The organism is Stappia stellulata (assembly GCF_020176715.1).
Taxonomy (GTDB): domain Bacteria; phylum Pseudomonadota; class Alphaproteobacteria; order Rhizobiales; family Stappiaceae; genus Stappia.
In genome coordinates this window covers 184,237-200,632 of record NZ_JAIVMF010000003.1, presented here as the reverse complement: position 1 = coordinate 200,632, position 16,396 = coordinate 184,237, and the positions used below count along the sequence as shown (strand labels likewise).

Below are 16,396 nucleotides of genomic sequence, written 5' to 3'. Positions count from 1 at the left end.
TCGCGTGAAGATCTGATGGGGGCGAATGCAGTGTGTTTTGGTCCGCCAAAGAAAAAAGCAAGGCACAAGGCCTTGCTTTTTAGGTTTCGCGTATCAAACCTCCATACATGCCAAGACATCTAGGATGTTCGGCACGGGCAGCAGCCTTTTACAGCGCGCCAGAAGGCTCTTCCTCCCAAGACTCAGACCGCGATGTCTGCTTTGTCAGCAAAGTAAGCCTTGCAGCTTCTTCGCCTTGTTATCGCCGCAGACACTAGCGCATCGATATCCGCTTGTCACCATTTTGTGCATGCCGCGCCCAAATTTTTTGCGGGCCCTGTCTTGAAATGCCTGATTGCATCGCCACAGCCTGCGCCCCGCACATTCATGTGCCCGATATTGACGCGGGTCTTGTCTTTTTGCAGTGCATGCGCTTTGACTGCCGCTTGAGAGATTCCCGCGCAAGACGTCGGCCGCGTTGCCTTCATCGTCGGTCTGCCGCGCCCACCCAATAGCCGAGTGTCCCCGAATGCGCCTGTCCCGCTATTTTCTTCCGATCCTGAAGGAAACGCCCAAGGAGGCGGAAATCGTCTCCCACCGGCTGATGCTGCGCGCCGGGCTGATCCGCCAGGAGGCGGCGGGCATCTACGCATGGCTGCCGCTGGGGCTGCGCGTGCTGCGCAAGATCGAGCAGATCGTGCGCGAGGAGCAGAATCGCGCAGGCGCCAACGAGCTTCTCATGCCGACCATCCAGCCGGCCGACCTGTGGATGGAAAGCGGGCGCTACAACGCCTATGGCAAGGAGATGCTGCGCATCCAGGACCGTCAGGAGCGGGCCATGCTCTACGGGCCGACGAACGAGGAAATGATCACGGAGATCTTCCGGGGCTCGGTGCGCTCCTACAAGGACCTGCCGCTCAATCTCTACCATATCCAGTGGAAGTTCCGCGACGAGCTGCGTCCCCGCTTCGGCATCATGCGTGGCCGCGAGTTCCTGATGAAGGACGCCTATTCCTTCGATCTGGACAAGGAAGGCGCGCGCCACGCCTACAATCGCATGTTCGTCGCCTATCTGCGGACCTTCGACCGGATGGGCCTGAAGGCCATTCCGATGCGGGCGGACACCGGGCCGATCGGCGGCGACATGAGCCACGAATTCATCATCCTGGCCTCGACCGGCGAGAGCGAGGTGTTCTGCGACAAGGCCATTCTCGACCTGCCGATCCCGGGCGAGGACACGGATTTCGAATCCGATCTGACGCCGGTGATCGACGCCTGGACGGCGCCTTATGCCGCGACCGACGAGATGCATGACGCCGCAGCCTATGAGGCGATTGCGGAAGATGCGCGCATGTCGGCACGGGGCATTGAGGTGGGACACATCTTCTATTTCGGCACGAAGTACTCCGAGCCGATGAACGCGAAGGTCGCCGGCCCCGACGGCGTCGAGGTGCCGGTTCACATGGGCTCCTACGGCGTTGGTGTGTCGCGGCTTCTCGGTGCGATCATCGAGGCGCATCACGATGACGACGGCATCGTGTGGCCCGCCTCCGTCGCGCCGTTCGACGTCGGCCTGATCAATCTGAAGCCTGGCGACGCGGCGACCGATGCTGCCTGCGACGACATCGAGGCGCAACTCACCGCAGCGGGCCTTGAGGTGCTCCTCGACGATGTCGACACGCGTGCGGGCGCGAAATTCGCGACGATGGATCTTATCGGGCTTCCGTGGCAGCTTGTCGTCGGTCCGCGGGGCTTGAAGGACGGTACGGTCGAGCTCAAGAATCGCGCGAGCGGCGAACGTGTCGCGATGTCGGTGCAGGATGCCGTCAACCGCCTGGTCGAAAGCCGGTCCGGCACGTGAGGCCCAGTCAACGGGCGCAGGGGCGCGAGAGGCGGGAATGACAGACGGCGCGGCGACGAGCAGGGACGTTGGCGAAACCCGGATGTTTGCCGGGTTCGAGTGGATGCTGGCCGGTCGCTACCTGCGGTCGCGGCGCCGGGAGACTTTCATTTCCGTGATCGCCGGCTTTTCCTTTCTCGGCATCATGCTCGGCGTTGCCACGCTGATCATCGTCATGGCGGTGATGAACGGCTTTCGCGGGGAGTTGCTGTCGAAGATCCTCGGCATCAACGGCCACCTGCTGATCCAGCCGATCGGCAGCGAACTCGACGACTATGACGCCGTCGCCGCCCGGATCGAGAACCTCGAAAATGTCACCTTCACGCTTCCCTTTGTGGAAGGGCAAGCGCTGGTGTCCGGGCCGTCAGGGGCGTTCGGCGCGCTCGTGCGCGGCGTTCGCGAAGTGGACCTGCGCAAGCTGCCGCTGGTCGCGGAAACGGTGAAGACCGGAACGCTTGACGGGTTCGACCAGGGGCAGGGGCTTGCGATCGGCACGCGCATGGCGCAACAGCTCGGCGTGACCGTTGGCGACCGCATCACGCTGGTCAGCCCGCGGGGCAACGTCACGGCGCTTGGCGTCACGCCGCGTGTAAAGGGCTATCCGGTTGCCGCGATCTTCGAGATCGGCATGTCGGAGTATGACGGCACGATCGCCTTCATGCCGCTGACGGAGGCGCAGCTCTATTTCAACCAGGAAGGCATCGCCACCGGGATCGAGGTGTTCACCGAGGATCCCGACATGGTCGGCGAGCTTCGCCCGAGGATCGAGGAAGGCGCGGGGCGCCCCGCCTTCGTCAGCGACTGGCGATCGCGCAACATGACGTTCTTCTCCGCGCTCGAGGTCGAGCGCAACGTGATGTTCCTGATCCTGACGCTGATCGTGATCGTGGCGGCGCTCAACATCATTTCCGGCATGACAATGCTGGTGAAGGACAAGGGGCGCGACATCGCCATCCTGCGCACCATGGGAGCCACCCGCGGCGCGATCCTCAGGGTGTTCGTGATCACTGGCGCGAGCATCGGGATCGTCGGCACGCTTGCCGGCTTTCTCCTCGGCTTTGTGGTCTGTCTCAACATCGAGAGCATCCGGCAGGCGATTTCCTGGATGACCCGCACCGAGCTGTTTTCGCCGGAACTCTATTTCCTCAGCCGGCTGCCGGCGGAGATGGACACCGGGGAAACGCTCTCCGTCGTCGTGATGGCCATGGTGCTGTCGCTTCTGGCGACACTCTATCCGGCATGGCGCGCAGCCCGGCTGGATCCGGTCGAGGCGCTCAGGTACGAATGACGATGGATATGGAGCATCTGCACGACGGGCAGGCCGACGCGCTGCCGCTGGTTCTGTCCGGGGTGTGCCGGGCCTTTCGCGAGGGCGAGGGCCAGCTGGAGATCCTGCGCGATGCCAATCTCGCGCTGAACCCGGGCGAGCTGGTCGCGCTGGTCGCGCCGTCGGGAGCCGGCAAGTCCACCCTTTTGCATATTGCCGGCCTGCTGGAGCGCCCTGACAGCGGCGAGGTGCTGATCGGCGGCGTTGCCTGCGAGGGGTTGGCCGATGCCGAACGAACCCGCATGCGCCGGCTCAGCCTGGGGTTCGTCTATCAGTTCCATCACCTTTTGCCGGAGTTCACCGCGCTTGAGAACCTGATGATGCCGCAGCTGATCCGCGGTCTCGACAAGCGCGAGGCGCGCGAGCGCGCAAGCCAGCTGCTCGACTACATGCGGCTCGGCCCCCGGGCCGATCATCGGCCGTCGGAGCTCTCCGGCGGCGAGCAGCAGCGGGTTGCGATCGCGCGTGCCGTTGCCAATGCGCCGCGCGTTCTCCTCGCCGACGAGCCGACCGGAAACCTCGATCCCGTGACCTCCGCCTATGTGTTCGATGCGCTGGTGGCGCTGGTGCGTGCGTCAGGTCTGGCGGCGCTGATCGCGACGCACAACATGGAGCTCGCTTCGCGCATGGATCGCCGGATCACACTTCGCGACCGGCAGGTCGTGGAACTGTAGATCGAGAGCCGATCACGACGTCATGTCACGGGGCGCGCCAGGCCAGGCGCGCCCCGTTTCGTTTGCGGCGCGCGTCAGGACAGTTTCATTGTCACCATTCCGGCGATGATCAGTCCGGCGGCGATGATGCGTTGCGGCGACAGGTCTTCGCCGAGAAAAGCCACGCCCACAGCGAAGGCGCCGACGGCGCCGATGCCCGTCCAGATCATATAGGCGGTGCCGAGCGGCAGACTGCGCATGGTAAGCGCGAGCAAGGTGAAGGAGCCGAGCATCGCGACAAGCATCAAGAGTGTCGGGGTGAGGCGAGAGAAGCCGGCGGATTGTTTCATCGCGAAGGCCCAGACGACCTCGAGCAGACCGGCGACAATCAGAAGAAGCCAGGACATGTCATTCCCCATAACCGGGTCGTCCCGGCGAATGTGCCCATGGCGGGGAGGTCGTCCTCTGGATGCCGGCAAGATCGCGGTGGCGGTCGAAAAGGTCAAGAGGGAAAGCGAGGGCGTGGCGCGGTGGTGAAGGGCCGCGGCCGCGGCAATGTTCAGGATCCCTTTACCATAACCGCGCTGCCAGTGGTCGGTCCGCCGCAAGGGACTTGCAAAAAGAACAAAACAAGAACATACTAGGTTTTATCGAGGGTTTGAGACGCGGGAGGGCACCATGCTCGACGATTTTCGAGAGACACTTCAGGACCTGGCGGCGCTTGGATCCCTGGTTCTGCTGGGCGCGACGATGCTGATCTGGAGCGACGTTCTGGTGGAGCTTGCGCGGGTCTGACGCGCCTCTTCCCCTGTTTTGACACTGTGGAGCAGCCGGCACTTTCTGGGGAGGGAGCCGTGCGGGGGCTCGACACGGGCTTTCGCACCATCGACACTTGACGCTCTTTTTCCTTGCGGGATCTTCCGCTCGGGGGCGCGAATGCAGACCGGCGTTCGCGCGGGAACTCAAGGGTCGAAGAGGGTTCATGTCCGACGTCGGTTTTGTGCATCTGCGCGTGCATTCGGCTTTCTCGCTGCTTGAGGGGGCGTTGCCGCTCGGCCGGCTCATCGATCTGGCGCGTGCCGACGACCAACCGGCGATCGCGATCACCGACACGGCCAATCTGTTTGGCGCGTTGGAGTTCTCCGAAAAGGCCTGGGGGGCGGGGGTGCAGCCGATCGTCGGGGTGCAGATCCCGGTCGATTTTCAGGACGGCGGTGTCAAGAAGGGACGCGAGACCGTTCATCTGAGCGATGTCGTCCTGCTTGCCGCCGATCAGTCCGGTTACGCCAACCTGATGGATATCGTCAGCCGGGCCTATCTGGATACCGACCCTTCCGTCCAGGCGCATGTGACCTCGGATCGTCTCCTGGATCATGCCGACGGGTTGATCCTGCTGACCGGCGGGGTTGCCGGGCCGGTCGGACAGGCTCTGGTCGCCGGGGACATGACCCTGGCGCGCGCACGGCTCCAGACCTTGAAGGCCGGCTTCGCCGACCGCCTGTACGTCGAGGTCCAGCGTCACGACATGCCGGAAGAGATCGCGACGGAGCCGGATATGGTCGCGCTCGCCTATGAGCTGGACCTGCCGCTGGTCGCGACGAACGAGCCGTTCTTTGCCCATCGCGCCGACTATGAAGCGCATGACGCGCTGATCTGCATTTCCGAGGGGCGTGTGCTCGTCGAGGACGACCGGCGCCGGCTGACACCGGAGCATTGCTTCAAAACCCGCGCGGAGATGCTGGAACTCTTCGCCGACCTGCCGGAGGCGACCGCGAGCACGGTGGAGATTGCCCGCCGCTGTCATGCGCGCCCGCTCAAGCACGCGCCCATCCTGCCGCAATTCGCCGGTGCGTCCGACGACCCGGAAGCGGCCTTCACGGCCGAGGTCGAGGAGTTGCGCCGGCAGGCAAAGGAGGGGCTGTCCGCCCGGCTGGCCGCACATGGCCTCGCGCCGAATGTGTCGGAGGAGGAGTACTGGTCCCGTCTCGACTATGAGCTTGGCGTCATCGAGCGGATGCGCTTTCCCGGTTACTTCCTGATCGTTGCGGACTTCATCAAGTGGGCGAAGGCGCATGACATCCCGGTCGGGCCGGGCCGCGGCTCGGGTGCCGGCTCTCTGGTGGCATGGTCATTGACCATTACCGACCTTGATCCAATGCGTTATGCGCTTCTGTTCGAGCGGTTTCTTAATCCGGAACGTGTGTCGATGCCGGATTTCGACATCGATTTCTGCCAGAACCGCCGAGAGGAGGTGATCCGCTACGTTCAGGAGAAATACGGCCGGGCGCAGGTTGCGCAGATCATCACCTTCGGAACGCTGCAGGCGCGCGCCGTGTTGCGCGATGTCGGCCGCGTCCTGCAGATGCCCTATGGCCAGGTCGACCGCCTGTCCAAGATGGTGCCGGCGACGCCTGGCCAGCAGGTCACGCTCGAACAGGCGATCCGCGACGAGCCGCGCTTGCAGGAGGCGCAGCGCGACGAGGAGATCGTCGCGCGATTGCTGGCGATGTCGCAGAAGCTCGAGGGCCTCTACCGGCATGCCTCGACGCATGCCGCCGGCGTTGTGATCGGCGACCGTCCGCTTGAGCAGCTGGTTCCGCTCTACCGCGACCCGCGCTCCGACATGCCGGTTGCGCAGTTCAACATGAAGTGGGTGGAGCAGGCGGGGCTGGTCAAGTTCGACTTCCTCGGTCTGAAGACGCTTACGGTGATCGATACGGCGGTGAAGCTGATCGCCGACAAGGGCATCACCGTCGACATGGCCGGCTTGCCGATGGACGATCCGGCCACCTATCGCCTGCTGGCGGCGGGCGAGACCGTCGGCGTGTTCCAGCTGGAAAGTCAGGGCATGCGTCGCGCGATCGCGGGCATGAAGCCGGACCGCTTCGAGGACATCATCGCCCTTGTGGCGCTCTACCGCCCGGGCCCGATGGACAACATCCCGGTCTACAATGCGGTCAAGCACGGCGAGCAGGAGCCCGATTGCCTGCATCCGCTGCTTGAGCCGATCCTGATCGAGACGAATGGCATCATCGTCTATCAGGAACAGGTGATGCAGATCGCCCAGGTGCTGTCGGGCTATTCGCTCGGTGAAGCCGACCTTTTGCGCCGTGCCATGGGCAAGAAGATCGCCGCTGAAATGGAAGTGCAGCGGGCGCGGTTCGTCGACGGGGCCGTGGAGCGGGGCATCGACAAGGGGCAGGCCGGTTCGATCTTCGATCTGGTCGCGAAATTCGCCAACTACGGTTTCAACAAGTCGCACGCCGCAGCCTATGCGCTGGTCTCCTACCAGACCGCCTGGCTCAAGGCCAACCACCCGGTCGAATTCATGGCCGCGTCGATGACGCTGGATCTTGGAAACACCGACAAGCTGAGCGACTTCTGTGTCGAGGCGCGCCGGATGAAGGTGGAGGTCCTGCCGCCTTCGGTGAACCATTCCGGCGTGCATTTCTCGGTCGAGGACGGGAAGATCCGCTACGCCATGGGCGCGATCAAGGGCGTCGGCGAACAGGCGGTGGAGCACATCATCGAGGTGCGTGGCGCCAAGCCCTTCGCCAGCATCGGCGATTTCGCAACCCGTATCAGCGCGCGCCAGGTGAACAAACGGACACTGGAAAGCCTTGTCAACGCCGGTGCCTTCGATGCGCTGGATTCCAACCGGGCCCGTCTGGTTGCCGGGATGGACCGCATTCTGGGGGTCGCGCAGCGCACCGACGAAGAGGCGCTGAGCGGACAGAACGACATGTTCGGCGGCAGCGAAGGGGGCGAGGAGGTGCACCTCCCCAATACGGACGACTGGCTGCCGGAGGAGCGGCTGCAGCGCGAACAATCGGCTATCGGCTTTTATCTGTCCGCCCACCCGCTCGATTCCTACATGCCGCTGCTGGAGCGCATGCGGGTGCAGATGTGGGCGGATTTCGCCCAGGCGGTGAAGCAGGGGGCGACCGCCGGCCGGCTGGCCGGAACCGTGCTCGGACGCCAGGAGCGCAAGACCCGCTCCGGCAACCGCATGGGGATCGTGCGTCTGTCCGATCCGACGGGGCAATATGAGGCGCTGCTGTTTTCGGAATCCCTGCAGCAATACCGCGATGCGGTGGAGCCTGGAAAATCCGTGGTGCTGCTCGTCGGCGCCGACATGCGCGACGATGAGCCAAGCCTTAGGATCCAGTCGGTCAAGCCGCTTGAGGATGCAGCTCTTCATGTCCAGCGGAGCCTGACGGTGTTCCTCAATCACCCCGATGCGGCCCGCCGGCTGCAGCGTCACCTGGGCGAGCGCGGGGATGGCGACGTCAGTGTTGTTGTGCTGGCCGAGGGCGGGGCGCGGGAGGTCGAGGTCAAGCTTCCGGGCGGCTATCGCCTGTCGCCCCAGATTGCCGGCGCGATGAAGACGATCCCCGGTGTGGTCGAGGTCCAGCTCGCCTGACTGCCGGTCTTGCAGGAGGCGAATCGCCCCCGGCCGCCCGCAGCGGGATGCGCAACAGGAGCAGCGGGCATCGGCCCGTAATTCCGCTGCGGGAGGCGCTGGGGGTGATGGCGAACCATCGACCCGGAGGCGTGAGGTGTTTCGCGGGATCGCCTGCTTTGTGCTGGCTGTCGGCGACGGAATTGCCGGGCCCGCCCGTCCGGGCTTGAATTGCCGGTCAACGACGACTATAACGCGCGCATTCCACACGCAGGGTCGGTTTTCGTTCTTGAACGGAGTCCATCCGGTGTAAGCGCGCGAGCGCTGCCACGCCCTGCGGAGGTCTAACCGGAAAATCAAGGAGTTGCACGGCCATGGCCCTGCCCGAATTCTCTATGCGTCAGCTGCTGGAAGCTGGTGTCCACTTCGGTCACCAGAAGCACCGTTGGAACCCGAAGATGGGCGATTACATCTTCGGTGTCCGCAACAACATCCATATTCTCGATCTCGCACAGACCGTTCCGCTGCTGCACCAGGCGCTGAAGACGGTGTCCGACACCGTCGCCGCCGGCGGTCGCGTGCTGCTGGTCGGCACCAAGCGCCAGGCACAGGAAGCGGTTGCCGAGAGCGCCCGTCGCTCCGCGCAGTACCACGTCAATGCCCGCTGGCTTGGCGGCATGCTGACCAACTGGAAGACCATCTCCCAGTCGATCCAGCGTCTGCGCAAGCTGGAAGAGACGCTCAGCAATCCGAGCGGCCTGACCAAGAAAGAGCGGCTCTTCATGGACCGCGAGCGCGAGAAGCTCGAGCGCAACCTTGGCGGCATCAAGGACATGGGCGGCCTGCCGGACCTCCTGTTCGTGATCGACACCAACCGCGAGGCGATCGCCATCCAGGAAGCCAAGCGTCTTGGCATTCCGGTCGCCGCCATCGTCGACAGCAACTGCGATCCGGTCGGCATCGACTACCCGGTTCCGGGCAATGACGACGCGGGCCGTGCCATCAGCCTCTATTGCGATCTGATCGCCCGCGCCGCAATCGACGGCATTTCCCGTGCCCAGGGCGGCATGGGTATCGACGTCGGCGCAGCCGAGGAAGCTCCGGTCGAGCCGGCGCTGGAAACGGAAGCCGCGAGCGAGGCTCCGGCCGAAGCGGCGACTGCCGAAGAAACCCCGGCGCAGGCCGGCTGACGAAACCCCTGCGCTGCCCGGCAGTCCACCGCGTCTGCCGGGCGAAGCGCCTGAGCGTTTCTGTCATTATTCTTATGTGAGGCCTCGGCTAGAAATGCCGGGGTAAACACCCGTCAACGAGGCGATCTATGAGCATTACCGCAGCGATGGTGAAAGAGCTCCGCGAAAAGACCGGCGTGGGCATGATGGACTGCAAGGCTGCCCTTGCAGAGAACAACGGCGACATGGACGCGGCCGTCGACTGGCTGCGCACCAAGGGTCTGGCGAAGGCCGCCAAGAAGGCCGGCCGCGTCGCGGCCGAGGGTCTTGTCGGCGTGGCGTCGGACGGCACCCGTGCGGCGGTGGTCGAGCTGAACTCCGAAACCGACTTCGTCGCCCGCAACGACGCCTTCCAGGCGCTGATCGCAGGCACGTCGCAGGCGGCGCTTGCCGTCAACGGCGACGTCGAGGCCCTTGCAGAGGCTCCGTTCCCGGGGCGCGACAAGACGGTCGGCGACGAGATCAAGGAAGCGATCGCAACGATCGGCGAGAACATGTCGCTGCGTCGCGCGGCCGCGCTTTCGGTCGAGAATGGCGCTGTCGCGACCTATGTCCATGGCGCGATCGCCGACGGCATGGGCAAGATCGGCGTGCTTGTCGCGCTGGAGTCGACCGGCGATGCCGAGCAGGTCAATGCCTTCGGCCGCAAGATCGCGATGCATGTCGCGGCGACCAATCCGCTGTCCCTCGATGTTGCGTCGCTCGATGCCGACGTCGTCGAGCGCGAGCGCCAGATCTTTTCCGAACAGGCGCGTGAATCCGGCAAGCCCGAAAACATCATCGAAAAGATGGTCGAGGGTCGCCTGCGCAAGTTCTACGAGGAAGTGACGCTGGAGAAGCAGGCCTTCGTCATCGATCCGGACAAGACGATCGAGCAGGCCATCGAAGCTTTCGCGAAGGATCTCGGCAGCCCGGTCAAGCTGACCGGATTCGTCCGTTTCGCCCTTGGCGAGGGGATCGAAAAGGAAGAGACGGATTTCGCGGCCGAAGTCGCCGCGGCGGCAGGCAGCTAAGCCCCGACAAAGGCGCCGGTCATTCCGGCGCCTTTCTTCTGTCCGGCATCGCGGCCCGTCAGTGCAGCGGTCTGCCGCCTTGCCGGACCCTATAAGAACAGAACCGGCCAACCCAAACGGCGAGACAAAAAGATGACGAGACAACTTCGCTGGCGGCGGGTGCTTGTGAAACTTTCGGGTGAGGCCCTCATGGGGTCGCAGGAATTCGGGATCGATCCGGAAACCGTTGGCCGCGTTGCCAAGGAAATCGCCGAGGCGGTGAGCCTTGGGGCCCAGGTCGGGGTCGTTGTCGGCGGCGGCAACATCTTTCGCGGCGTCGCGGTTGCCGCCAAGGGCGGGAACCGGGTCACCGGCGACCACATGGGCATGCTGGCGACCGTGATGAATTCGCTGACGCTCGCCGATGCCCTGCGCCGCCTCGGCGTCCCGGCGCGCGTGCTGTCCGCCGTTCCGGTGCCCTCGATCTGCGAGACCTTCACCCAGCGCAGCGCCGAGCGCTACATGGAAGACGGCGACGTGATCGTCTTTGCCGGCGGCACGGGCAACCCGTTCTTCACCACCGACAGCGGCGCCGCGCTGCGGGCCGCGGAGATGCGCTGCGACGCCTTCTTGAAAGGCACCAGCGTCGATGGGGTCTATTCGGCCGATCCCAAGAAGGTGCCGGATGCGGAGCGCTACGACTCGCTGACGCCCGGCGAAGTTCTGGGGCGGGATCTCAAGGTCATGGATGCCACGGCAATCGCGCTCGCGCGCGACAATGCGATTCCCGTGATCGTGTTTTCCATCCGCACGCCCGGTGCTTTGGTGGATGTGATGAACGGGGCAGGGCTTTACACAGTCATTTCCGATTGATTGCCGGAAATCGCCGCCGTCCGCCAATGTGTGGCGGGTCCTCTCGTGTTTTCCTGGTTTGATCATGGGTTTCACAGGGACGCGCGATGCGGAAGCGCTTGCGTTTCCGCCGCGCGTCATGGAAATAAGACGCAATGTGTTGGGACGACCGGCGCAAGGCCGTTCGCGTGAAATGATGAGAGAGGACACTATGGCGGATCAGGATGTCGACTTTGGCGATCTCGAGCGTCGGATGACCGGGGCGATTGCCGTCCTCAAGACCGATCTTGCCGGTCTGCGCACCGGTCGCGCATCCTCCAGCATGCTGGATGCGATCTCGGTCGAGGCCTATGGATCGCCGATGCCGATCAACCAGGTGGCCACGGTCAGCGTTCCCGAGCCGCGTATGATCTCGGTTCAGGTCTGGGACAAGTCGATGGTGGGCGCCGTTGAGCGCGCGATCCGCGAATCGAACCTTGGTCTGAATCCGGTCGTGGACGGCACCAACCTGCGTCTGCCGATTCCCGAACTGAACGAGGAGCGGCGCAAGGATCTGATCAAGATCGCTCACAAATATGCGGAACAGTCGAAGGTGGCCGTCCGCCACGTTCGTCGCGATGGAATGGAAACGCTCAAGAAGCTGGAGAAGGACGGCAGCATCAGCGAGGACGACAGCCGCGTGTCCGCCGACCGCGTCCAGAAGATGACCGACGCGATGATCGCCGATATCGACGCAATGCTTGCCAAAAAAGAACAGGAAATCTCCCAGATCTGATTGCAGATTGCGATGTGATCACAGCGAAAGGGAGCAGGGGATGACGGTGACGGCAGGCCTGAACGTATCCGCACAGGTCAGCGCGGCGGAGCGCGTCGACGTTCCGCGGCATGTCGCCGTGATCATGGACGGCAACGGGCGATGGGCGGTGAAGCGCGGACTTCCGCGGACGGAGGGCCATCGCGCCGGCGTCACCGCCCTGCGCCGTATCGTTCGTCATTGCTCTGATCGCGGCGTGAAGGTTCTCACGCTGTTCAGCTTCTCGTCCGAAAACTGGAACCGCCCCGCGGCCGAGGTCGGCTTCCTGATGGGGCTGCTCGAACGTTTCGTGCGTCGGGACTTGGCGGAGATCCACCGCCAGAACGTGCGGGTCGAGATGATCGGCGAACGCGAGGGGCTCGACGCGCGCATTCTCGGCCTGATCGAGGAAGGTGAGGCGCTGACCCGCGACAACACGGGCATGACGCTGGTCGTCGCCTTCAATTACGGCGGTCGCAACGAGATCGCCCGGGCGATCCGGCGCATTGCCGAGGACGTCGAGGCCGGAAAGCTCACGGCGGGCGACGTGACGGAGGCGCGGATCGCGCAGTATCTCGATACCGCAGCGCTTCCCGACCCGGATCTTATCATCCGCACCAGCGGCGAGCAGCGGCTGTCCAATTTCCTGCTCTGGCAGGCGGCCTATGCCGAGTTCTATTTTCCCGACGTTCACTGGCCGGATTTTGACGAACGGGCGCTCGAGCAGGCATTCGCGGCCTATGCCGCGCGCGACCGTCGCTTCGGCGGTCTGTCGGCGAAAGTCGCCAGATGAGCGACGGACCGCCACCCGTTTCACCGCCCGCCGCCCGGCGATCCGAACTTCGGCTGCGCGTGCTCTCCGCCGTCCTGCTCGTTCCCGCGGCCCTGGCGGTGACCGCTCTCGGTGGCGTGTGGTTCGCGCTTGGAGCCGGCGCCTGCGCGCTGATCCTGCTGCGGGAATGGATCCTGATCGTCAGGGCGCAACATGAGACCCTTGCCAGCGCGATCGCCTATGCAAGCGTTGTTGGTGCTGCGGTTGCCGCTGCTGCGGGTGAGATCGTGGCCGGTTTCGCGCTTCTGCTTGTGAGTGCCGCCGGTCTTGCGCTCTTTGGGAGCGTGAAGCAGCACAAACAGATCCTGTGGCTCGCGGCCGGCATCGTCTATGCCGGCAGCTCCGGTGCGGTCTTGATCGCGCTTCGGGACGGAACGGCCGGCCTTGCCGTGATCGTGTTTCTGTTCGGCGTGGTCTGGGCGACCGATATTGTTGCCTATTTCGTCGGACGGCGGGTCGGCGGCCCCAAGCTCTGGGCCCGGGTCTCGCCGAAAAAGACCTGGAGCGGCGCCATCGGCGGCTTTGTCGCGGCGGTTGCGGTCGGCTGGCTCGGATTTTTGCTCACCGGGCGTGCCAGTCCCGGTGTCTGGCTGGCGTTCGCGGCAGTTCTTTCGGTGTTTTCCCAGGTTGGGGACCTGTTTGAATCCGCGCTGAAACGCCATTTCGGCGTCAAGGATTCCGGCCATATCATTCCCGGGCACGGGGGTGTCATGGACCGTTTGGACGGGCTCGTCGGGGCCGCCGTTCTCGGATATGCGGTTGCCGTTCTCCTGACCGGATCGGCGGGCGATCCCGTCGGTGAGATCATTACGATGCGGGGTTATTGACGCGTGGCTGACACCCGAAGCCGGCAGACCGACCCCGGGCGCGCTGCAACCGCGCCGCTGCGCCTGAGCATTCTCGGTGCCAGCGGATCGATCGGCACGAGCACGCTCGACCTCGTCGCGCGCAACCCGGACCGTTTCGATATCTCAGCGCTCACCGCGAACACGAATGCGGAGGCGCTTGCCGCAGCCGCGATCCGGGTTGGCGCCGACCATGCCGTGGTGGCGGACGAAAGCGCCTACGAGAGCCTGAAGGGCGCGCTCGCCGGCACGGGGATCTCCTGCGCGGCAGGGGCTTCCGCGATTGCGGAGGCCGCCGTTCGCCCGGTCGACATGCTGGTCGCGGCCATTGTGGGTGCGGCCGGTCTGGCGCCGACGCTTGCCGCCGTCCGGCAGGGCACGACCATCGCTCTCGCCAACAAGGAATGCCTTGTGTGTGCCGGCGATCTCTTCATGTCGGCGGTCCGTGCGTCTGGAGCGACAATCCTTCCCGTCGATTCCGAACACAATGCCGTGTTTCAGGTGTTCGAGCAGGGCAACATCGAGCAGATCGAATGCCTGACGCTTACCGCGTCCGGCGGCCCTTTCAGAACCTATACGCTGGACGAAATGCGCGTGGCGACACCCGAGGCCGCGTTGAAACATCCCAACTGGAGCATGGGCGCGCGTATTTCTATCGACAGCGCGACGATGATGAACAAAGGCTTCGAGATCATCGAGGCGCATCATCTGTTTCCTCTGCGACAGGATCAGCTTGAAGTTCTGGTTCACCCTCAATCTGTTGTTCATGGAATGGTGCAATATTCCGACGGGTCCGTGCTTGCACAACTCGGGGCTCCGGATATGAGAACGCCGATTTCCCATTGTCTGGCCTGGCCGCGGCGCATGCATACGCCGGCGCAACGCCTTGATCTTGCCGCATTGGCAACGCTCACCTTCGAGACGCCGGATCCGGTGCGGTTCCCCGCGCTGAGGCTGGCGCGAGCGGCCATGACGTCGGGGACTGCGGCATCCGCAGCGCTGAACGCGGCCGACGAGGTGATGGTAAAGGCGTTCCTGGAGCGCAAACTCGGGTTTCTCGGGATCGCGGAGACCATCGAGCGCGTGCTTGAGCGCATGACGGCGAGCGGCGACCTGAACGAGGCGCGCTCCATCGTGGATGTGATGGCGGTGGATGCGGCCGCGCGGCGGGTCTCGCTGGAAGAGCTTTCGCGCATCGCGCACTAGAGAACACCACCGCGGGGACCGGCGCAGGCGTGCCGGACCCGTCGGGATATCGAGGACGCGCCGATAGCGCGGGGCGGGCAACGCCTGCCGAAGGAGACAACATGGAATTGATCGGATCGCTGTTCGGGTCTGTTGCCGGATATATCCTGCCGTTCCTCTTCGTATTGACGATCGTGGTCTTCTTTCACGAGCTTGGCCACTTCCTCGTGGCGCGCTGGTGCGGCGTACGGGTTGTCGCCTTTTCCGTCGGTTTCGGTCCGGAATTGTTCGGGCGCGACGACAAGCACGGGACGCGCTGGAAAGTGTCGGCCATTCCGCTCGGCGGTTATGTGAAATTCGCCGGCGACGAGAACGAGGCCAGTGTTCCCGATACCGACGCACTGGCGCGGATGAGCGAGACGGAACGTGCCGACGCCTTCCAGACGAAGAGCGTGGGCCGGCGCGCGGCAATCGTCGCTGCGGGGCCGTTTGCCAATTTCCTGCTCTCCATCGTGATATTTGCGGTGCTGTTTTCGACCATGGGCCGCCCGGAGATCTCGCCGCGCGTCGATCAGGTGCAGGAAAACAGCGCGGCAGCCGAGGCCGGCCTTGAGCAGGGCGATCTGATCATTGCCATCGACGGGAAGGCGGTCGAGACGTTCTCCGACCTGCAGAGGATCGTCAGCGTGAGCGCGGATGTCCCGCTCAACGTCACGGTCGAACGCGGGACGCAGACGCTTGATCTGGTGGTGACGCCCAATCGACGCGAGATCCGCGACCGGTTCGGCAATGTGCAAAGGGTCGGGCAGCTTGGCGTGAGCCGCAGCGCCAACCAGGAAGATGTGATCCTGCGCAGTTTCGGACCCCTTGAGGCGGTGGTCGAAGGCGGCAAGGAAACCTGGTTTGTCGTCTCGCGGACGGCCGGCTACATCGCGGGGATCGTTACCGGACGCGAATCCGTTGACCAGCTCGGCGGGCCGATCCGCGTCGCCCAGATTTCCGGGCAGGTGGCGACGCTCGGCTTTGCCGCCCTGCTGAACCTGACGGCGATCCTGTCGGTGAGCATCGGCCTGTTGAATCTCTTGCCGATCCCGATGCTCGATGGTGGTCACCTGCTTTTCTATGCGGCTGAAGCCTTGCGCGGGAAGCCGCTCAGCGAAAGGACGCAGGAGTACGGATTCCGGATCGGCATCGCGATCGTGCTGTTCCTCATGGTCTTTGCGACCTGGAACGATGTGCTCCATCTCAGTTCGCTCTAGGCGAGGCTGCGTGTCGCCGGTGCAACGCTTTGTCGGGAAACGCGGAAACGCGGTCATGTGTGGTTGCGTCGTTGGAAAAAGCCTGTAAAACGACTGACGGATATAGAGAATCTGACTGTCCTGGTGTCTGCGTGCCCTGCGTGTTCAC

General features: G+C 64.2%; 13 protein-coding genes. 12 read left to right on the top strand and 1 reads right to left on the bottom strand.

Features of this window, described 5'->3' with window-relative positions; all coding sequences use genetic code 11:
- Positions 1-508 precede the first annotated feature (508 nt).
- The 3 genes from proS to LC092_RS05645 are packed head-to-tail and all read left to right on the top strand — an operon-like array spanning position 509 to position 3,880.
- Positions 509-1,840, top strand: a complete 1,332-nt coding sequence (proS, locus tag LC092_RS05655) for a proline--tRNA ligase (RefSeq protein WP_224805470.1) — start codon at positions 509-511, stop codon at positions 1,838-1,840.
- Between the two features lie 37 nt (positions 1,841-1,877).
- A complete protein-coding gene (locus LC092_RS05650; protein WP_224805469.1) occupies positions 1,878-3,167 on the top strand; it encodes a lipoprotein-releasing ABC transporter permease subunit in 1,290 nt (429 codons plus the stop codon).
- Positions 3,164-3,880, top strand: coding sequence for an ABC transporter ATP-binding protein (locus tag LC092_RS05645; protein ID WP_412103525.1), 717 nt, complete (start codon positions 3,164-3,166; stop codon positions 3,878-3,880). Before LC092_RS05650 ends, LC092_RS05645 begins: the two co-directional genes overlap by 4 nt.
- A 74-nt stretch (positions 3,881-3,954) precedes the next feature.
- Here the strand turns inward: LC092_RS05645 and LC092_RS05640 are convergent, their stop codons facing one another.
- Entirely contained in the window at positions 3,955-4,266 is a 312-nt protein-coding gene (locus LC092_RS05640) for a DMT family transporter (protein ID WP_224805468.1), read from the bottom strand.
- A gap of 575 nt (positions 4,267-4,841) precedes the next feature.
- On the opposite strand from LC092_RS05640, the gene dnaE reads away from it, so the two are divergent.
- The 9 genes from dnaE to rseP all read left to right on the top strand — a co-directional run bounded on the left by dnaE (position 4,842) and on the right by rseP (position 16,248).
- A complete protein-coding gene (gene dnaE / locus LC092_RS05635) occupies positions 4,842-8,282 on the top strand; it encodes a DNA polymerase III subunit alpha (protein ID WP_224805467.1) in 3,441 nt (1,146 codons plus the stop codon).
- A 353-nt stretch (positions 8,283-8,635) separates the two neighbouring features.
- The gene (rpsB, locus tag LC092_RS05630; protein ID WP_224805466.1) at positions 8,636-9,451 is read left to right on the top strand and encodes a 30S ribosomal protein S2; all 816 of its coding nucleotides are present in this window, start codon (positions 8,636-8,638) and stop codon (positions 9,449-9,451) included.
- A 128-nt stretch (positions 9,452-9,579) separates the two neighbouring features.
- Positions 9,580-10,503, top strand: coding sequence for a translation elongation factor Ts (gene tsf, locus LC092_RS05625; RefSeq protein ID WP_224805465.1), 924 nt, complete (start codon positions 9,580-9,582; stop codon positions 10,501-10,503).
- A gap of 132 nt (positions 10,504-10,635) precedes the next feature.
- Entirely contained in the window at positions 10,636-11,355 is a 720-nt protein-coding gene (gene pyrH, locus LC092_RS05620) for a UMP kinase (protein WP_224805464.1), read from the top strand.
- A gap of 190 nt (positions 11,356-11,545) precedes the next feature.
- Positions 11,546-12,109: a ribosome recycling factor gene (gene frr / locus LC092_RS05615; RefSeq protein WP_224805609.1), complete on the top strand. Its 564-nt coding sequence runs from the start codon at positions 11,546-11,548 to the stop codon at positions 12,107-12,109.
- A 40-nt stretch (positions 12,110-12,149) separates the two neighbouring features.
- Entirely contained in the window at positions 12,150-12,920 is a 771-nt protein-coding gene (locus LC092_RS05610; RefSeq protein WP_224805463.1) for an isoprenyl transferase, read from the top strand.
- The gene (locus LC092_RS05605) at positions 12,917-13,786 is read left to right on the top strand and encodes a phosphatidate cytidylyltransferase (protein ID WP_224805462.1); all 870 of its coding nucleotides are present in this window, start codon (positions 12,917-12,919) and stop codon (positions 13,784-13,786) included. Before LC092_RS05610 ends, LC092_RS05605 begins: the two co-directional genes overlap by 4 nt.
- Positions 13,787-13,789: 3 nt before the next feature.
- A complete protein-coding gene (gene dxr / locus LC092_RS05600) occupies positions 13,790-15,010 on the top strand; it encodes a 1-deoxy-D-xylulose-5-phosphate reductoisomerase (protein ID WP_224805461.1) in 1,221 nt (406 codons plus the stop codon).
- Positions 15,011-15,111: 101 nt separating this feature from the next.
- Entirely contained in the window at positions 15,112-16,248 is a 1,137-nt protein-coding gene (rseP, locus tag LC092_RS05595) for an RIP metalloprotease RseP (protein ID WP_224805460.1), read from the top strand.
- Positions 16,249-16,396 lie beyond the last annotated feature (148 nt).

Excerpts from the sequence above, each read along its gene's own strand:
- proS (WP_224805470.1), top strand. The coding sequence starts at position 509 with ATGCGCCTGTCCCGCTATTTTCTTCCGATCCTGAAGGAAACGCCCAAG.
- LC092_RS05650 (WP_224805469.1), top strand. The coding sequence starts at position 1,878 with ATGACAGACGGCGCGGCGACGAGCAGGGACGTTGGCGAAACCCGGATG.
- LC092_RS05645 (WP_412103525.1), top strand. The coding sequence starts at position 3,164 with ATGACGATGGATATGGAGCATCTGCACGACGGGCAGGCCGACGCGCTG.
- LC092_RS05640 (WP_224805468.1), bottom strand. The coding sequence starts at position 4,266 with ATGTCCTGGCTTCTTCTGATTGTCGCCGGTCTGCTCGAGGTCGTCTGG.
- dnaE (WP_224805467.1), top strand. The coding sequence starts at position 4,842 with ATGTCCGACGTCGGTTTTGTGCATCTGCGCGTGCATTCGGCTTTCTCG.
- rpsB (WP_224805466.1), top strand. The coding sequence starts at position 8,636 with ATGGCCCTGCCCGAATTCTCTATGCGTCAGCTGCTGGAAGCTGGTGTC.
- tsf (WP_224805465.1), top strand. The coding sequence starts at position 9,580 with ATGAGCATTACCGCAGCGATGGTGAAAGAGCTCCGCGAAAAGACCGGC.
- pyrH (WP_224805464.1), top strand. The coding sequence starts at position 10,636 with ATGACGAGACAACTTCGCTGGCGGCGGGTGCTTGTGAAACTTTCGGGT.
- frr (WP_224805609.1), top strand. The coding sequence starts at position 11,546 with ATGGCGGATCAGGATGTCGACTTTGGCGATCTCGAGCGTCGGATGACC.
- LC092_RS05610 (WP_224805463.1), top strand. The coding sequence starts at position 12,150 with ATGACGGTGACGGCAGGCCTGAACGTATCCGCACAGGTCAGCGCGGCG.
- LC092_RS05605 (WP_224805462.1), top strand. The coding sequence starts at position 12,917 with ATGAGCGACGGACCGCCACCCGTTTCACCGCCCGCCGCCCGGCGATCC.
- rseP (WP_224805460.1), top strand. The coding sequence starts at position 15,112 with ATGGAATTGATCGGATCGCTGTTCGGGTCTGTTGCCGGATATATCCTG.